The following is a 16079-nucleotide window of genomic DNA, read 5'->3' on the forward strand; positions in this document are numbered from 1 at the left end:
TCATCTGGGCCATCCTCCTGGCCTTGCTTTTCGCCCCCAATTTGGTTTCCCCATTGTTTTCATCATATGTTGAGCGTAGATGTACCCGAGCAAATCATGTGGAGGCATTTTGACAATCAACTCACGCATTCGGTCAGCAATGGATTCCATATCCTTCAATAAAGAAGCTGTAGCCTTCTTTCGATCTTCTTCCATATTCATTCATACCATCTCGTTTGAAGTACTGATTTTTCAAGCACTATTGTTCTTGCTCATCAATCATATCAACTCAGTCCTGCATCTTGGTTTAACACTGTTCACAATAATCGACTTTCCTATATATTGTACTTAGTCTGGTTACATCGAGATTTCGAGCGCTACCTGTAGTGGATGATTTTGGCAGGATTTGCTGTGGTAAATCATTTTATATTTTAATTGTAATTATTCCGAGCATGCAATTATGACCACTTTCCTTAAATGCATCTACTATCTGGTATAGTTATAAGTTGATATAGATCTACCTTCCAAAGGTAGGCCAGCCTTTTTCAGATTAAAATATTTAAATACGCATTTTTTGTATAGTTTATTTTCTTAATAAACGCATTATATGCAGATAATATTCATAAGTATCTATAAAGGAAAGGGAGATACATGACTTTGCATGGAAAGTTTATAATAAATGATGCTGATTACTCACCACTTGCATTTGATGGTATTGGTGTATTTATGGCGTTTTCTGGTAACGGTGCATACAGAAACAAAGGAGCATGTGGTATCATACCAAACGTTGGACCGCTACCAAAAGGTAAATATTATATAGTAGACAGGCCTAAAGGAAGTATAGCTAACAGGTTTAGAGCCTGGGGAGTCGATACTTATAAAAGCATTTTTAGTTATCATGTTGATCATTCTGAATGGTTTGCATTATTTCGCGATGATGGGAATGTAGATGATACTACATTTTACGAAAGCATAGCCAGAGGTGGATTTAGGCTACATCCCGGTCAGGTTTCAGAAGGGTGTATAACTTTACCAAGCCAATCGGATTACAATAGATTAAGAGATGCACTATTAAGAACAAAGAAAGAAAAGATTAAAGGTATTGATTTAGAAACCTATGGAACAATTGAGGTCATTATTGGTGGCTATCAAAAAACTTGCCCTTAGTTCCCTTAGAATTATTCTATTCATAGGGATATTCGCTAGTGTGTCATGGTTAGATGTTTGTTACTTAACTGAACATCCATTAATAAGTAATGAAACAGCTATTAGAATTTCCTCTTTTTTTAGCAACAACCCAACACCCGAAGATATTTACTATAGTTATGATTATACATTAATTGTATTTAACGTTCTTATCTCTCTCTTTTTATACATTGTAACAATGAAGTTAGTTAAATTAACAAGGAGTAAATAAAATGCCTATCCCTCCCTATCTGTGGCTTAAAGATGATGGTGGTGCCGATATCAAAGGTTCTGTAGATGTTCAGGATCGTGAAGGCTCTATCGAAGTAATCAGTATGGGTCATGGTGTTAATCTTCCCGTCGATACGGCCAATGGAAAGATCACCGGAACACGTCAGCATTCTTCGTTTAATTTTGAAAAAGAAGTTGATAGCTCCAGCCCCTATCTCTACAAAGCAGCAGCCACAGGACAAACATTAAAAAGTGCAGAAATAAAATTTTATCATATCAATGATGCTGGCCAGGAAGTGTGTTATTACACCATCTTAATGGAAAATGTAAAAATAACGGGTGTTAATTGTGGTGTACCAAATGTTAAATTGTCAGGCAATGACAAGTTAAATCATATGGAATCCGTATCTATGCAATATGAAAAAATCACATGGCGAATTGTAGATGGCAATATCCAATTCTCTGATTCATGGTACGAGAGGAAAACAGCATAAATTTAAGTCACATTCTGTGCCACATTGCATTGTAGAAATTGTCCTTTTCGTTGCTAACAGCTGCCAGAAAGTGCCAAAAAAAAGCCCGCAGATACGCGGGCTTAGAGCTACTTTGCAGGTTTCACGTACAGGCTGATGCCAGACGCGAAATCATTCCCACTCAATTGTCGCCGGTGGCTTGCCGCTGATGTCATACACCACGCGGGAAATACCGTTTACTTCGTTGATAATGCGGTTAGACACGCGGCCTAAGAAGTCATACGGCAGATGCGCCCAGTGCGCGGTCATGAAGTCGATAGTTTCCACGGCACGCAGGGAGACAACCCAGTCGTACTTACGGCCATCACCCATCACGCCGACGGAACGAACCGGCAGGAACACGGTGAATGCCTGGCTTACCTTGTTGTACAGGTCAGCTTTGTGCAGCTCTTCGATGAAGATCGCGTCCGCACGACGCAGCAGGTCGCAGTACTCTTTCTTCACTTCGCCCAGCACGCGCACACCGAGGCCCGGGCCAGGGAATGGGTGACGGTAGAGCATGTCGTACGGCAGACCCAGCTCCAGGCCAATCTTACGCACTTCGTCTTTGAACAGCTCACGCAGCGGTTCAACCAGGCCCATCTTCATCTCTTTCGGCAGGCCGCCCACGTTGTGGTGAGATTTGATGACGTGTGCTTTACCGGTTGCGGAGGCCGCAGACTCGATCACGTCAGGGTAGATGGTGCCCTGCGCCAGCCATTTCACGTCTTCCAGCTTCAGCGCTTCTTCGTCGAACACTTCAACGAACACGCGACCGATGATTTTACGTTTCGCTTCCGGATCGTTCTCACCCTTCAGCGCGTCCAGGAAGCGCTGCTCGCCTTCCACGTGAACGATGTTCAGGCCGAAGTGGTCGCCAAACATGTCCATCACCTGCTGGGCTTCGTTCAGACGCAGCAGTCCGTTGTCTACGAAGACGCAGGTCAGGTTTTTGCCGATGGCGCGGTGCAGCAGCATGGCGGTCACGGAGGAGTCCACGCCGCCGGAGAGGCCGAGGATCACTTTGTCATCGCCAACCTGCTGGCGGATACGCTCCACAGCGTCGTCGATGATTTTTGCCGGGGTCCACAGGGCTTCACACTGGCAGATGTCACGCACGAAGCGCTCCAGCATGCGCATACCCTGACGGGTGTGGGTCACTTCCGGGTGGAACTGTACGCCGTAGAAGCGTTTTTCTTCGTTCGCCATGATCGCGAACGGGCAGCTTTCGGTGCTGGCAACGGTCACGAAGTCGGACGGGATAGCGGTAACTTTGTCGCCGTGGCTCATCCACACGTCCAGCAGCGGTTTGCCGTCTGCGGTCAGGGAGTCTTCGATACCGCGCACCAGTGCGCTGTCGGTGACGACTTCAACCTGTGCGTAGCCGAACTCACGCTCGTTAGAGCCTTCTACATGACCACCCAGCTGCATCGCCATGGTCTGCATGCCGTAGCAAACGCCGAACACCGGGACACCCGCTTCGAACACATACTGCGGTGCACGCGGGCTGTTCTCTTCGGTGGTGCTTTCCGGGCCGCCGGACAGAATGATGCCGCTTGGATTGAACTCGCGAATCTGTGCTTCCGTGACATCCCACGCCCACAGCTCACAGTAAACGCCCAGTTCACGCACGCGGCGCGCCACCAGCTGAGTGTACTGAGAACCGAAATCCAGGATGAGAATGCGATGTTTATGAATGTTTTCCGTCATTGACGCTAATTCCGAGGCAAGTGAAACAAAACAAAGCGCCCGGCAGAAGCCGGGCGCGGAAATTTATCAGGAGCCCAGACGGTAGTTCGGGGACTCTTTGGTGATCGTCACGTCGTGAACGTGGCTCTCCTGGATACCCGCACCGCTGATGCGTACGAATTCCGCTTTGGTACGCAGCAGGTCAATGGTACCACAGCCGGTCAGACCCATACAGGAGCGCAGGCCGCCCATCTGCTGGTGAATGATCTCTTTCAGACGGCCTTTATAAGCAACGCGACCTTCGATACCTTCCGGCACCAGTTTGTCAGCGGCGTTATCGGTCTGGAAGTAACGGTCGGAGGAACCTTTGGACATTGCGCCCAGGGAGCCCATACCGCGGTAAGATTTGTAAGAACGGCCCTGGTAGAGTTCGATTTCACCCGGGGATTCTTCAGTACCGGCCAGCATAGAGCCCACCATCACGGCTGCGGCACCTGCGGCGATCGCTTTGGCGATGTCGCCAGAGAAGCGGATACCGCCGTCCGCGATTACCGGAATACCGGTGCCTTCCAGCGCTTCAACCGCGTCAGAAACCGCAGTGATCTGTGGAACACCCACGCCGGTGACGATACGGGTAGTACAGATGGAGCCAGGGCCGATACCCACTTTCACCGCGCTGCAACCCGCTTCCGCCAGCGCACGAGCGCCTGCGCCTGTTGCCACGTTACCGCCGATGATCTGGAGATCAGGGTATTTAGCACGGGTTTCACGAATACGTTGCAGAACGCCTTCGGAGTGGCCATGAGAGGAGTCAATCAGCAGTACGTCAACGCCCGCAGCAACCAGCGCGTCAACGCGCTCTTCGTTACCCGCACCTGCGCCAACCGCAGCGCCGACGCGCAGACGGCCATGCTCGTCTTTACAGGCGTTCGGTTTACGTTCTGCTTTCTGGAAATCTTTAACGGTGATCATGCCGCGCAGGTGGAAGTTCGCGTCCACAACCAGCGCTTTCTCAACGCGTTTTTCGTGCATTTTCGCCAGCACCACGTCGCGGGTTTCACCTTCACGCACGGTCACCAGACGCTCTTTAGGCGTCATGTACACGCTGACAGGCTGGTTCAGGTCAGTCACGAAACGCACGTCACGACCGGTAATGATACCCACCAGTTCGTTGTCTTCAGTCACTACCGGGTAACCAGCGAAGCCGTTACGCTCGGTCAGGGCTTTCACTTCGTGCAGCGTGGTGGTTGGCAGAACGGTCTGAGGATCGGACACAATACCGGATTCATGTTTCTTTACGCGGCGAACTTCTTCCGCCTGACGCTCAATAGACATGTTTTTGTGGATAAAGCCAATGCCGCCTTCCTGTGCCAGGGCGATAGCCAGACGCGCTTCAGTCACGGTATCCATTGCTGCGGAGAGCATAGGAATGTTCAGACGAATGGTTTTCGTCAACTGCGTGCTGAGGTCGGCAGTATTCGGCAGAACGGTGGAGTGAGCGGGAACGAGGAGGACGTCGTCAAACGTCAGTGCTTCTTTAGCGATACGTAGCATGGGCAATATCTCTGACCTGGGTGGTTAAATATTGCCGTGGCATTATACAGAGCGTAACCGATTGCATCTACACTTTTTTATAAAAAAGCTTGCGATTGCCTCACAGCAGGTTACTATCGACTGAATAACTTGCTGATTTAGAATTTGATCCCGCTCACATGTTATCCTCTCAATCCCCCTCAATTTATACTGTCAGCCGCCTTAATCAGACGGTGCGTTTGCTGCTTGAGCAGGAAATGGGGCAGGTCTGGATCAGCGGTGAAATCTCTAACTTCACGCAGCCCGCCTCCGGTCACTGGTACTTTACGCTGAAAGACGACACCGCTCAGGTGCGTTGCGCGATGTTCCGCAACAGCAACCGTCGCGTCACGTTCCGCCCTCAGCACGGCCAGCAGGTTCTGGTTCGCGCCAACATTACGTTGTATGAGCCGCGCGGCGATTATCAGATTATCGTCGAGAGCATGCAACCCGCGGGCGAAGGCTTGCTGCAACAGAAGTACGAACAGCTAAAAGCCATGCTTTCGGCAGAGGGGTTGTTCGACCAGCAGTTCAAAAAGCCACTGCCCTCACCTGCCCACTGCGTTGGGGTTATCACCTCGAAAACCGGTGCGGCCCTGCACGATATTTTGCACGTCCTGAAGCGTCGTGACCCTTCCCTGCCCGTCATTATCTACCCGACTGCCGTTCAGGGTGACGATGCGCCAGGGCAGATCGTGCGCGCCATTGAACTGGCGAACGCGCGACAGGAGTGTGACGTATTGATCGTCGGGCGCGGCGGCGGTTCGCTGGAAGACCTGTGGAGCTTTAACGATGAGCGCGTGGCGCGGGCAATCTTTGCAAGCGTTGTCCCTGTGGTGAGCGCCGTCGGCCACGAAACGGATGTGACGATAGCGGATTTTGTCGCGGATTTACGCGCGCCCACGCCGTCCGCGGCGGCAGAGGTGGTCAGCCGTAACCAGCAGGAACTGCTGCGGCAGATCCAGAACGGGCAGCAGCGCCTGGAGATGGCGATGGACTACTTCCTCGCCAACCGTACCCGTCGCTTTACCCAGCTTCACCATCGTCTGCAACAGCAGCATCCGCAGTTACGTCTGGCGCGTCAGCAAACCGTGCTGGAACGTCTGCGTCAGCGCATGAATTTCGCGATGGATACGCAGCTTAAGCGCGCGGTATCTCGCCAGCAGCGCGTCACGCAGCGTCTGAATCAGCAAAACCCGCAGCCGACAATCTATCGCGCACAAACGCGGATCCAGCAGCTCGAGTATCGCCTCGCGGAGAATATCCGTTCACGCCTGAGCACCACCCGCGAACGTTTTGGCAATGCAGTGACCCATCTTGAAGCAGTCAGCCCCCTCTCCACGCTGGCGCGCGGCTACAGCGTGACGACGGCGACGGATGGTAAAGTGTTGAAGCAAACGAAACAGGTTAAAGCCGGAGATGTGCTTACCACCCGGCTTTCAGACGGCTGGGTCGAGAGTGAAGTGAAAGAGATTAAACCGGTGAAAAAAACGCGCCAGCGCAAAAGCGGATAAATCTTCGCCGGTTACAAACTATACTGCTGCTATTGCCTTTTTTAATAAGGAGAGCAGCATGCCCCATCTTCATAGCGTTATCCCTCCGTATATTCTTCGTCGTATTATCGAAAGCGGTTCTGAGCCGCAGCAGCGCTGCGCCCGTCAGACCTTAACCCACGTCCAGACGCTGATGGCCCATATGCCGGGCAAACCCGCAGCGCCGCATGTGAATAAAGCTGGTCAGCTTGAGCGTGACATCTACGATGCGAAACAGACCCAGGATCTGCCGGGTACCCAGGTGCGTTATGAAGGCCAGCCCTCCAACGGCGATGTGGCGGTGGATGAAGCGTACGATTATCTGGGTATCACCCATGATTTCTTCTGGAAGGAGTATCAGCGCGATTCGCTGGATAACAAAGGGCTGATCATCACCGGCACCGTGCATTATGGCCGCGAGTATCAAAACGCCTTCTGGAACGGTCAGCAGATGGTGTTTGGCGATGGCGACGGGGAAATCTTCAACCGCTTCACCATTGCCATCGACGTGGTGGCGCATGAGCTAAGCCACGGCGTGACGGAGACCGAAGCCGGGCTGATCTACTTTGAACAGTCGGGCGCGCTGAACGAGTCCTTATCAGACGTATTCGGCTCGCTGGTTAAACAGTACCATCTGAAGCAAACAGCCGATCGGGCAGACTGGCTGATTGGTGAAGGGCTGCTGGCGAAAGGCATCAACGGGAAAGGGCTGCGCTCGATGTCTGAACCCGGCACCGCCTATGACGATCCTCTGCTCGGAAAAGACCCCCAGCCCGCGCACATGAAAGATTTTATTAAAACGCGCGAGGATAATGGCGGCGTCCATCTCAACTCTGGCATCCCCAACCGGGCATTTTATCTGGCTGCGACGGCGATCGGCGGCTACGCCTGGGAAAAAGCGGGTTATGCCTGGTACGACACGGTTTGCGATCGCAACCTGGCGCAGGATGCGGATTTTGATGCCTTCGCAAAACTCACCATCGCCCACGGCGAGAAGCGCTCGGGGGGTGACGTTGGAGCGGCCATTAAACAAGCCTGGGAACAGGTGGGAGTATTGTAATGCAGGTTCCGGAACTGACGGATGACGCCGTGGTTGAGCTGGCCCGGGAAGGCGGCGTCGCCTTTATTCCTAAGCTGAGCGGTCAGCGCACCATCGCGCTTTCCTCGCTCAATGAGGCCCAGCGCCAGCGCCTGGTGAGCATCCTGGAGCAGGCTTTCCCGCGCGGTCAGCCGCCCGGGCAAGCCTCTTCCCCCGGCAGCGGTGACCAGCGCTATTTTCGCATCCAGATTATCTGGACCGGCCAAAATCAGGCGCACTACGCCGATATCATCGTGCTGGTGCCTGAGCAGGAAGCGCCCGAGTCGCTGGTCGAGCTGTGGCAGAAAGGCGAAGGCTGCGTGTGCGATTAACCTTCGGCCTGAACAAACTCCACGCGTTTTTTAGAGATAAGACCGTGGCCGTTCTGGCAGAAATAGTCCACCGCACCACAGGCTTTTAATACCTGGAGTGGCTGATGACACTCCGGGCAGAGGGCGTCGAGCGTGATATCTTTATTACAGTTTTCGCAGTGCGCGACCCCGTTCAGCGGCTCCAGCGGTGCCTGGCAATCCGGGCAGGTAATCGTCATGGTGACTCCTTTAAAGCGTTCAGGTCTGCATTAATTTTACCACGTCGCATTCAGTGCGGGCCACGCAACTGTTGCTGCAAGGTCAGCAGCAACGTCACCTCTTCGATCCTGCGGCGCGTCGTGCGGCTCACCTCATGCGGATCCCGTTCAAAGAGACTTTTTGCCCCCAGAATATGCTCTGCAAGACAGTGCTCGTAGATCGTACCGGGAATATGCCAGCGCTGAATATCTTTGCCCTCAATAAGCTCCAGCACATCTTCTGCGCCGCGTCGGTCGTGGCTGATGATGCGCCCGTCGCGCAAATAGAGGCGTAAGCCCTTTTGTCCAACCGCAGGTCCCGCGTATTTGTTAAGCCGGATGTCCACCGGCACGCCGCTGATGCGTCCCTGCAAATGCGCCTCACCTTCCGCCGTGGTCAGATCGCCCCTGGCGATATCGCGACCCAGACGGTCTTTTGCCGTCACCACCTGCAATGCCATATCGTCATGACCGCACAGATAGCGTACCGTTTCACGCAGCATCGCCAGCACGTGCGTACCGATATCCAGGATCACGCCGTCCGGGTGGCGAAGCGTTCTCGTATCCGGCTCTCCGGTCGCGAAATTGAGCGCGATGGGTTCCCCTGCGGCGTTATATCCGCTTGGCTCCTGCAAAAAACCCTCGATTCTGGCAATGTCTGAATAATGGCCGACCAGCGACTGCTTTACCGTTTCGATGCGCGCCATCCAGTGGTCGAGTGCCAGCACACGGGACGCCACCCCGGGCGTTGCCAGCAGCGCGTTGAGTTTTTCGATTTGAGGAAGCGTGGCGACAATCGGTTTTTCAATCACAATCCGCGGAACCGGCGAGGCAATCGCCTGCTCAAGCACCTCAAGGTGTTGCAGCGATGCGGTGGTGATAAACAGGGTATCCAGCGGGGTGGCTAAAAGCGCTGCAAGCGAGGCGCAGCGTGTAACGCCTTCAGGTTGCTTTGTGGGAAGAACATCAAACCCGAAACAACGAACAGCGCCATCGAACAGGTTACGTAGTGCGGGCAGATAGGCTGTTTCCACTACCGCGCCAAGACCAACAAATCCTAACTGCATATTTTCACCTCAGGAAATACAGTGCCGGGGCGTAACGCCTGCCCCTGCACACTGAGGTTTATGAGGCGTTAGCTGCCGGTTTAGTCTGCGCATTTTCCAGCATGCGACGCACCGGAACAATGAGGACGATCAGTACCGCAGCACAAATCAGCAGCGCAATCGAGCAACGGGCAAAGAGGTCCGGCAGCATATCCAGCTGGTCGGCCTTCACGTGACCGCCAATCAGACCTGCGGCCAGGTTGCCCAGCGCACTGGCGCAGAACCACAGGCCCATCATCTGACCGCGCATTCTTTCCGGTGCCAGCAGGGTCATGGTCGCCAGACCGATCGGGCTCAGGCACAGCTCACCCAGCGTCAGCATCAGGATACTGCCCACCAGCCAGAACGGAGAAACCCCTGCCCCACCGTTGCTCAGCACGTTCTGTGCCGCCAGCATCATCAGGCCAAAGCCCGCCGCCGCGCACAGAATGCCGATCACGAACTTGGTGATGCTGCTCGGACGAATGTTTTTGCTCGCCAGCTTCGGCCATGCCCAGCTAAATACCGGTGCCAGCAGAATGATGAACAGGGCATTAATCGACTGGAACCATACCGCCGGGATCTCGAAATCACCGATCATGCGGTTAGTGTAGTCGTTGGCGAACAGGTTGAAGGAGGTTGGCTTTTGCTCAAACGCGGACCAGAAGAACGCGGCGGAGACCAGCAGAATAAAGCAAACCAGCAGTCTGGCGCGCTCTTTGCGATTCAGGCCGGCGAAGATGAACAGGTAGATGAAGTAGAGCGCGACGGAGGCGGCAATCACATACACCAGCACGCTGGCAACCGCAACCGGATTGATCACAATCACGCCTAGGGCAATCAACGTAACGATAATTGCAACACCCACGGCCAGTGCCAGCAGCCAGGCCCCCACGCCGTTACGTTTCACGACCGGACTGTTCCAGGTGGAGTCCAGACCGACTTCGCTGTCGTAGCGCTTCATGGCCGGAACGGCAAACACGCGGAAGATGATCAGAGCGACCAGCATCCCGATACCGCCGATCCCAAAGCCCCAGTGCCAGCCGTGGGTTTTAATCAGCCAGCCGGAAATCAGGGGGGCAATGAACGAGCCCATGTTGATGCCCATATAGAACAGCGAGAAACCACCGTCACGACGCGCATCGCCCTTCTTATACAGGGTCCCGACCATTACCGAGATACAGGTTTTGAACAGGCCGGAGCCGAGCACGATGAACATCAGGCCGATGAAGAACAGGTTGTCGCCCATGATGGCCGACAGCGCGATCGACAGGTGCCCGAGCGCAATCAAAATCGAACCGTACCAGACGGCCCGCTGCTGGCCGAGCCAGTTATCCGCCAGCCAGCCGCCCGGCAGCGCGGCCAGGTACATGGTACCGGCAAAGATACCGACAATCGCCGAGGCGTTTTCGCGCGCCAGACCCATCCCGCCGTCGTACACGGTGGCGGCCATAAACAGGATCAGTAACGGGCGGATGCCGTAAAATGAGAAACGCTCCCACATCTCGGTGAAGAACAGCGAGCCGAGCGGATAAGGATGGCCGAAGAAGGTTCGGCTCTCTTTTTGATTAACATAGGATTGCATAATTCTCCCGAAAGGTATGTGTCGTGCCTGTAAACACCAGTATGTACGCCGAACGGTTACGTATCCGATCGATTTTTTACATACGGCGAAATATTGGTTAACCATTTGATAACCAGGCGCTAGTTTTGTCTAGTACCGAACCCTGGACTTTAAGATGAAAATTCGACGATTGTCTACTTTCTTAGATATAAAAATGGATGAAGGCGAATAGTGATTGACATCTCACTAATGCGCCAACAAAAAAGGCGTGAAGCAACAGGATGCTTTTCCCTTGCCCGCTTTCGTTGACCTGAAAGGCAAAAGCTCCCCTAAGGAAGCTTTCTGAATGACTGGCTCTGTCAGAAATAGACTCGTTCAATCGGACCGCGGTTACCCGAGTCGGTATCTTCCCAGAAACTTCCTTTGCTCGGGTAGATCACGTAGGTAAGCGTTTTGCTGCCGTTGATGATGAGCATATCGCCGGACACGGTAGCTTTTACGCTTTTCCCGGCGATTCTCACTGTCCCGGCACCAATATGAATGTTTGCAACGCGCTGGCCGTTTGGATGGCGTGCGACGTAATCGCCATCGTACTTTTTTATGTCAGCACGGGTGGTCGGCGTAACGCCGCGATCGGAGAAACCGGCGGCCTCATTCTCGGCCCTGGTTTTGTGGATGTCGCACCCTTTGGACTCATTGGTCATGTTGCATCCTGAACGTTCCAGCTGCGTGCGGTATGTGGCGCTGATGGCGTAAGCCGGACCCGCGGTGAAGGCAATCAGCGTGCTCGCCGTTAACGCCGCGATGATGTAATGCTTCATAGTTTTGGCCTGAAAAAAAGGGCCGCGTAAGCCGCCCTTGAGGGTGTAAAGGAAACTCAGAACTGGTAAGTCAGACCGGCCACCAGCGTATTGTCACCGCCATCAGCCAGGTCGATTTTGTAGCCGACATCGGCAACCAGATTTTTGTTGAAGTAGTAATCGGAACCCAGCGCAACATATTCAACAATGTCGCGGTTAGCGTTATCACGCGCGTGGACATAGGCCACGTTCGGGCGCAGACCAACGTCAAACACGTATGCGGCTATCGCTTCGAAGTGCTTAGCTTCATCAGCATCCTGCAACAGGTTGTGTGACTCACCATAAATGGTGGCGACGTACACGCGGTTAGCGTCATATTTCAGACCTGTACCCCAAAACTCGGCATTCTTGCCATCCCAGCCAGAGCGTTTTTGGTCAGCGGTGATCGCACTGGTGGAGTAAGCCGCTATAGCTGACACGCCGGTGTTAGCAAGATCATAACCGAGGGAAAAGCCGTAGCCGGTACCGTGCTGTTTGGCCGGATTGCTGTTGGTGTCATCCTGCCCCTGGTACTGGGCAGCAAACTGAACGCCGTCAGCTAGACCGAAGGCATTACCGGTGCGGAGTGTAGCAACGCCACTAGCGCGACCAGTAAGGAATGAATCAGTGCCTTCATAAGAGTCACCGCCGAATTCTGATAAAACGTCAGTGTAAGCACCAACATCGTAAGCCACACCATAGTTGCGACCGTAATCGAAAGATAGGTTGTGATCAAAGTCCAGACCAGCAAATGCCAGACGCGTCGAAACCCCATCTTGCGCACCTTCAGCCTGTGCAGCATCAAACTGGCCTTCAAACTGGCCGTAGCCGGTCAGTTTATCGTTTATCTGCGTTTCGCCACGAAAGCCCAGACGCGCATAAGTACCGTCGCCATCTTCACCGTCAGACCAACTGTGCGCGGCTTTCACTTTGCCGTACAGATCCAGTTTATTACCGTCTTTGTTGTAAATTTCCGCTGCGTATGCGGATGTGATCCCTAAGGCCAAAACGGCCAAAGCCACTACTGTTTTTTTCATACATCACTCTCTTATGATTGTAGTGTGTTACGTGCTATCAGCTTTGTTATGACTACCCGAAGGCGTTCATAAAAAAGCCCCCCTGAAATCGCGTGGGGGGAGCCTCCAAAGTGGCAAAAGGCTTAAATAATGATGAAGAGTGGAGCAATGACTCCCCGGTAACGACGCTGCCCAATGTCTTTAAGCAGCGCCGAAACGTTGGCAGACCTCCGAAGAGGCCGAAATGATTACCAGCCTACGGACACGCCAGCACCCGCCCCTACGTTGCCCTGAGTGTCCCAGGACAGGCCAGATTTGACGGTTACAGCGCCGGAAAGACGGGAGCTAACACCAGCGGCGATAGCGTTTTCCCCGTTGAACGTCCCTACGGCCATACCAAAGCTACCGGACTGGTCAGCCTGTACCTGAGGGATCTGAGTCAGGGCAACAGCACCGGCTACACCCGCGCGGAACTCTTTACGATCTTTATTCTGCTGGCTTTGCAGCTTGTTGAAGTTGGTCTGGTTGTTGGATTCCAGGTCCTGGATACGCGCTTCGTGGTTAGCCAGCTTTTTGCTGTTGTCTGCTACACGTTTGTTGGTATCAGCCAGTGCCTGACGGTTCGCCGCGATGTGCTTGTTAGCGTCATCAATGCGTGCGTGAGCGTAAGTGCCGGTATCCTGAGCCTGAGTCACAGCAGTTTGCAGAGCAGTGAAGTTCTGTGTCTGTCTGGTCAGGGCGTGCTGGTTGGTGGCAATCTGCTGGTGGTTCTGAACAGCCAGTTTGCCAATAGTCAGTTCACCTTTAGCCAGTGTCTGAGCGTGGGCATCATTGGTGTCGATAGCTGTGGTGTTGGTAGCAACTTGCTTAGCGACAGCCGGATCCACGTCCTTACCGTCTTTACCATTGGTTCCATTGAGGCCGTCTTTGCCATCTCTACCCGCTGGGCCAGTTGCGCCGTCTTTACCATTGGTACCATTCAGGCCGTCTTTACCATCTTTACCCGCTGGGCCAGTTGCGCCGTCTTTACCGTTAATTCCATCTTTACCGTTGGTACCGTCTTTGCCGTCCTGAGGCTTAGGTGCGTTTTCCAACGTGGTGATGCGGGTTTCGTGACCTGCTTCTACGCCAGTAGCGCGAGTCATTTCTTTAGTCAGATCAGTCTGGTTAGCCTTATCAATAGCCAGCCTGGTCAGCGCCTTCGTGTGAATATCCACTTCATTGTGAAGGACGGTTGTTTCGCCCAGTGCTTTCTTGCCGGTTTGAAGGGCAAGAGTTGAATCACGGTTAGCATCGGCAATTTCAAAGTCCTGTTGTCTCTGCTCACCTTCGTAACGGGTAACATCCAGCTTATCGCCCAGCGCTGATTTATCGGCTTTGTTAGCCATTTCTGCGGTGTAGGTGCTGGTGGCTACTTTGTCAGCCAGCGCAGCATCATGATCATTCAGGCGCTGATCCTGCTTGAGGTCATAGATGCTTTGTCCTGGTGCTGTTACTGCTGGCAGTGAAGGCGTGCTGGCAGAGGACGTTACATCAGCAGCTTTATAAACCACGGCAGTTTTAGTAGCCGCAATAACCGGAGCAGATGCGTGCAACTGGATGCCTTGCGCGTCTGTGTCGTTAGGTACGGTTACAGACGAGGTAAAGGCTGGTTCCATCGCGCCTTTTTCACGGTTGTGGGTGCTCACCAGACGCAACGTAGGTGCTGCTGGGGTTGCCTGCGGGTGCAGTTCCGGCACTTTCTGGATCTCAGGGGTCGCCTGCGGCAGCGCAGGCGTAGCCTGTGCCTGTTTAACAGGTGCTTTCTGAATTGACGGGGTTTTGCCAGCCAGTACAGGAGTCGCTTTTGTCGGCTGCGGGTGCAGCTCTGGAGCCCTGGTAACAGGTGGAACTTTTGCCAGCTGCTCAGGGGAAGCCAGACCTAACATTTCCTGACGTGCCTGGTTGCGCTGCGCACTCAGATCCTTAACGATAGCCTTGAAGGTTGGATCGTTACGGTCAGCACCCGTGGCGATCAGCTGGTTCAGCGAGTGGTTGATGGTTTTCCACTTGTCGCTTGCATGGTCAAAGGTTTTCGCTGGTGCGGTGGCCGCTGGCACATGGATAGCAGGTGTTTGCTGCGGCTGCGCTGGGTTTGCCTGTGGATGCAGGGTAGGTGTTTTCTGCACTGCTGGGATCAGAATCAATTTCGGCGCTGCCTGTGGGTGCAGGGTCGGAACCTTCTGGAACTCAGGAGTAGCCTGCGGCAGTGTCGGAGTAGCCTGCGGGCGCAGAGTAGGTGCTTTCTGCACTGCTGGGGTCAACTCCAGTTTTGGCGTTGCCTGAGGTTTCAGAGTCGGTGCCTTCTGGAAAGCCGGAGTCAGTTGCAGCTCAGGGGTTGCCTGTGCCTGTTTGGTCGGCGCAGTCAGGATTGAAGGCTCAGCCTGTGGCAGTGCCGGAGTCGCCTGTGGACGTTTAACTGGTACTTTCTGAATAGCAGGCTCGGCAACTGGCAGCGCCGGGGTTGCCTGTGGATGCAGAGTGGGTGCTTTCACCAGTGCTGGTGGAACAGCTACCGGAACAGCAGTAGGCGCTGCGTGAGGGACAGCAACAGGCGCAACGTATGTCGGCGCAGGTGGAACGGCTGGCTCACCGAAATGGCTAACATCTTTACCACTACGTACAGCAGAAACGAAAACCTCAGCGTCGTTAAAGTTCAAACCGAGGCGGCGCATAGCTACATCCTGAGCGCGAGCAAATTGAGCGCCATTCGGATCGTTCAGTGCCGTTTTAATTTCTTCCAATGCTGCCGGGAAACCGTTCTGAGAAGCCAGGCCACCTTCGATAGCGAACGCTGAGCTGGCAGTAAGTGCAGAAACGACTACACCGGCGATAATTGTCTTTTTCATCATTAACCCTGTCTGGTATTTTCTGTCACTGACCGACTTCGGTTAGCTCGCTGCCGGGGGTTGCGCCCCACCCGGTAGTAATCACTAACGAAACCGATCAGCCATTCATCTGAGTAATTTTCTTGTTGCCAACGGTAAGGTGTATTTCGTTCCGAATAGCTCGAGAGCCTCACTCAGAATGTCCTGTATGCTGTGTTGCGTCTGATGCACAACTTTCTGACGTATTCGTAAAGCGCTTATACAATCCTCGCGCTGAACTTCACCCGCTTTGCCGATGAGTCGTTCCTGTTCGTAGATGGAGAGCTTTTTCATTGCTATCTCCATGACGTCTCGCATTTCTG

At 53.5% G+C, this 16079-nt stretch carries 14 protein-coding genes; 5 read left to right on the forward strand and 9 right to left on the reverse strand.

Annotation, left to right across the window (positions count from 1 at the left end):
* On the reverse strand, nucleotides 1-201 hold the full coding sequence (locus ACOTX7_RS01255; protein ID WP_241017393.1) for a hypothetical protein: 201 nt from the start codon (nucleotides 199-201) through the stop codon (nucleotides 1-3).
* 429 nt (nucleotides 202-630) lie between these two features.
* On the opposite strand from ACOTX7_RS01255, the gene ACOTX7_RS01260 reads away from it, so the two are divergent.
* Complete coding sequence (locus tag ACOTX7_RS01260) at nucleotides 631-1146, forward strand: DUF2778 domain-containing protein (RefSeq protein ID WP_006811512.1); 516 nt, start codon at nucleotides 631-633, stop codon at nucleotides 1144-1146.
* A 251-nt stretch (nucleotides 1147-1397) separates the two neighbouring features.
* Nucleotides 1398-1889: an Hcp family type VI secretion system effector gene (locus ACOTX7_RS01265; protein WP_221813365.1), complete on the forward strand. Its 492-nt coding sequence runs from the start codon at nucleotides 1398-1400 to the stop codon at nucleotides 1887-1889.
* Nucleotides 1890-2039: 150 nt separating this feature from the next.
* On the opposite strand, the gene guaA is transcribed toward ACOTX7_RS01265, so the two are convergent.
* Both guaA and guaB read right to left on the reverse strand, forming a co-directional pair.
* Entirely contained in the window at nucleotides 2040-3617 is a 1578-nt protein-coding gene (gene guaA, locus ACOTX7_RS01270; protein ID WP_006811514.1) for a glutamine-hydrolyzing GMP synthase, read from the reverse strand.
* A 66-nt stretch (nucleotides 3618-3683) separates the two neighbouring features.
* On the reverse strand, nucleotides 3684-5150 hold the full coding sequence (gene guaB, locus ACOTX7_RS01275) for an IMP dehydrogenase (RefSeq protein ID WP_003860601.1): 1467 nt from the start codon (nucleotides 5148-5150) through the stop codon (nucleotides 3684-3686).
* A 158-nt stretch (nucleotides 5151-5308) separates the two neighbouring features.
* On the opposite strand from guaB, the gene xseA reads away from it, so the two are divergent.
* From xseA to ACOTX7_RS01290, 3 genes are read left to right on the forward strand one after another with little or no spacing between them, the layout of a single operon-like run.
* Complete coding sequence (gene xseA / locus ACOTX7_RS01280; RefSeq protein ID WP_047353674.1) at nucleotides 5309-6682, forward strand: exodeoxyribonuclease VII large subunit; 1374 nt, start codon at nucleotides 5309-5311, stop codon at nucleotides 6680-6682.
* Between the two features lie 58 nt (nucleotides 6683-6740).
* Nucleotides 6741-7760 (forward strand): M4 family metallopeptidase, encoded by a 1020-nt coding sequence (locus ACOTX7_RS01285; protein ID WP_421626041.1) that lies wholly within the window; start codon nucleotides 6741-6743, stop codon nucleotides 7758-7760.
* Entirely contained in the window at nucleotides 7760-8110 is a 351-nt protein-coding gene (locus ACOTX7_RS01290) for a protealysin inhibitor emfourin (RefSeq protein ID WP_006811517.1), read from the forward strand. The genes ACOTX7_RS01285 and ACOTX7_RS01290 overlap by 1 nt, the downstream gene beginning before the upstream one ends.
* On the opposite strand, the gene ACOTX7_RS01295 is transcribed toward ACOTX7_RS01290, so the two are convergent.
* From ACOTX7_RS01295 to ACOTX7_RS01320, 6 genes are all read right to left on the reverse strand, one after another.
* Nucleotides 8107-8328, reverse strand: a complete 222-nt coding sequence (locus tag ACOTX7_RS01295; RefSeq protein WP_221256324.1) for a zinc ribbon domain-containing protein — start codon at nucleotides 8326-8328, stop codon at nucleotides 8107-8109. The genes ACOTX7_RS01290 and ACOTX7_RS01295 overlap by 4 nt on opposite strands.
* Nucleotides 8329-8378: 50 nt before the next feature.
* A complete protein-coding gene (locus ACOTX7_RS01300; protein ID WP_221813361.1) occupies nucleotides 8379-9413 on the reverse strand; it encodes a Gfo/Idh/MocA family oxidoreductase in 1035 nt (344 codons plus the stop codon).
* Nucleotides 9414-9471: 58 nt separating this feature from the next.
* Nucleotides 9472-11016 (reverse strand): peptide MFS transporter, encoded by a 1545-nt coding sequence (locus tag ACOTX7_RS01305; protein WP_221256325.1) that lies wholly within the window; start codon nucleotides 11014-11016, stop codon nucleotides 9472-9474.
* 338 nt (nucleotides 11017-11354) lie between these two features.
* The gene (locus tag ACOTX7_RS01310) at nucleotides 11355-11816 is read right to left on the reverse strand and encodes a hypothetical protein (protein WP_221813359.1); all 462 of its coding nucleotides are present in this window, start codon (nucleotides 11814-11816) and stop codon (nucleotides 11355-11357) included.
* 56 nt (nucleotides 11817-11872) lie between these two features.
* The gene (locus ACOTX7_RS01315) at nucleotides 11873-12871 is read right to left on the reverse strand and encodes a porin (RefSeq protein ID WP_214592497.1); all 999 of its coding nucleotides are present in this window, start codon (nucleotides 12869-12871) and stop codon (nucleotides 11873-11875) included.
* A gap of 227 nt (nucleotides 12872-13098) precedes the next feature.
* A complete protein-coding gene (locus ACOTX7_RS01320; RefSeq protein ID WP_221813357.1) occupies nucleotides 13099-15738 on the reverse strand; it encodes a YadA-like family protein in 2640 nt (879 codons plus the stop codon).
* Between the last annotated feature and the right edge of the window lie 341 nt (nucleotides 15739-16079).

Origin of the sequence: Enterobacter cloacae complex sp. IR5418 (assembly GCF_049238105.1) — a bacterium.
Taxonomy (GTDB): Bacteria; Pseudomonadota; Gammaproteobacteria; order Enterobacterales; family Enterobacteriaceae; genus Enterobacter; species Enterobacter hormaechei.

What these genes read in the sequence shown, in the direction of transcription:
- ACOTX7_RS01255 (WP_241017393.1), bottom strand. Translation starts at nt 201, where the DNA reads ATGAATATGGAAGAAGATCGAAAGAAGGCTACAGCTTCTTTATTGAAG.
- ACOTX7_RS01260 (WP_006811512.1), top strand. Translation starts at nt 631, where the DNA reads ATGACTTTGCATGGAAAGTTTATAATAAATGATGCTGATTACTCACCA.
- ACOTX7_RS01265 (WP_221813365.1), top strand. Translation starts at nt 1,398, where the DNA reads ATGCCTATCCCTCCCTATCTGTGGCTTAAAGATGATGGTGGTGCCGAT.
- guaA (WP_006811514.1), bottom strand. Translation starts at nt 3,617, where the DNA reads ATGACGGAAAACATTCATAAACATCGCATTCTCATCCTGGATTTCGGT.
- guaB (WP_003860601.1), bottom strand. Translation starts at nt 5,150, where the DNA reads ATGCTACGTATCGCTAAAGAAGCACTGACGTTTGACGACGTCCTCCTC.
- xseA (WP_047353674.1), top strand. Translation starts at nt 5,309, where the DNA reads ATGTTATCCTCTCAATCCCCCTCAATTTATACTGTCAGCCGCCTTAAT.
- ACOTX7_RS01285 (WP_421626041.1), top strand. Translation starts at nt 6,741, where the DNA reads ATGCCCCATCTTCATAGCGTTATCCCTCCGTATATTCTTCGTCGTATT.
- ACOTX7_RS01290 (WP_006811517.1), top strand. Translation starts at nt 7,760, where the DNA reads ATGCAGGTTCCGGAACTGACGGATGACGCCGTGGTTGAGCTGGCCCGG.
- ACOTX7_RS01295 (WP_221256324.1), bottom strand. Translation starts at nt 8,328, where the DNA reads ATGACGATTACCTGCCCGGATTGCCAGGCACCGCTGGAGCCGCTGAAC.
- ACOTX7_RS01300 (WP_221813361.1), bottom strand. Translation starts at nt 9,413, where the DNA reads ATGCAGTTAGGATTTGTTGGTCTTGGCGCGGTAGTGGAAACAGCCTAT.
- ACOTX7_RS01305 (WP_221256325.1), bottom strand. Translation starts at nt 11,016, where the DNA reads ATGCAATCCTATGTTAATCAAAAAGAGAGCCGAACCTTCTTCGGCCAT.
- ACOTX7_RS01310 (WP_221813359.1), bottom strand. Translation starts at nt 11,816, where the DNA reads ATGAAGCATTACATCATCGCGGCGTTAACGGCGAGCACGCTGATTGCC.
- ACOTX7_RS01315 (WP_214592497.1), bottom strand. Translation starts at nt 12,871, where the DNA reads ATGAAAAAAACAGTAGTGGCTTTGGCCGTTTTGGCCTTAGGGATCACA.
- ACOTX7_RS01320 (WP_221813357.1), bottom strand. Translation starts at nt 15,738, where the DNA reads ATGAAAAAGACAATTATCGCCGGTGTAGTCGTTTCTGCACTTACTGCC.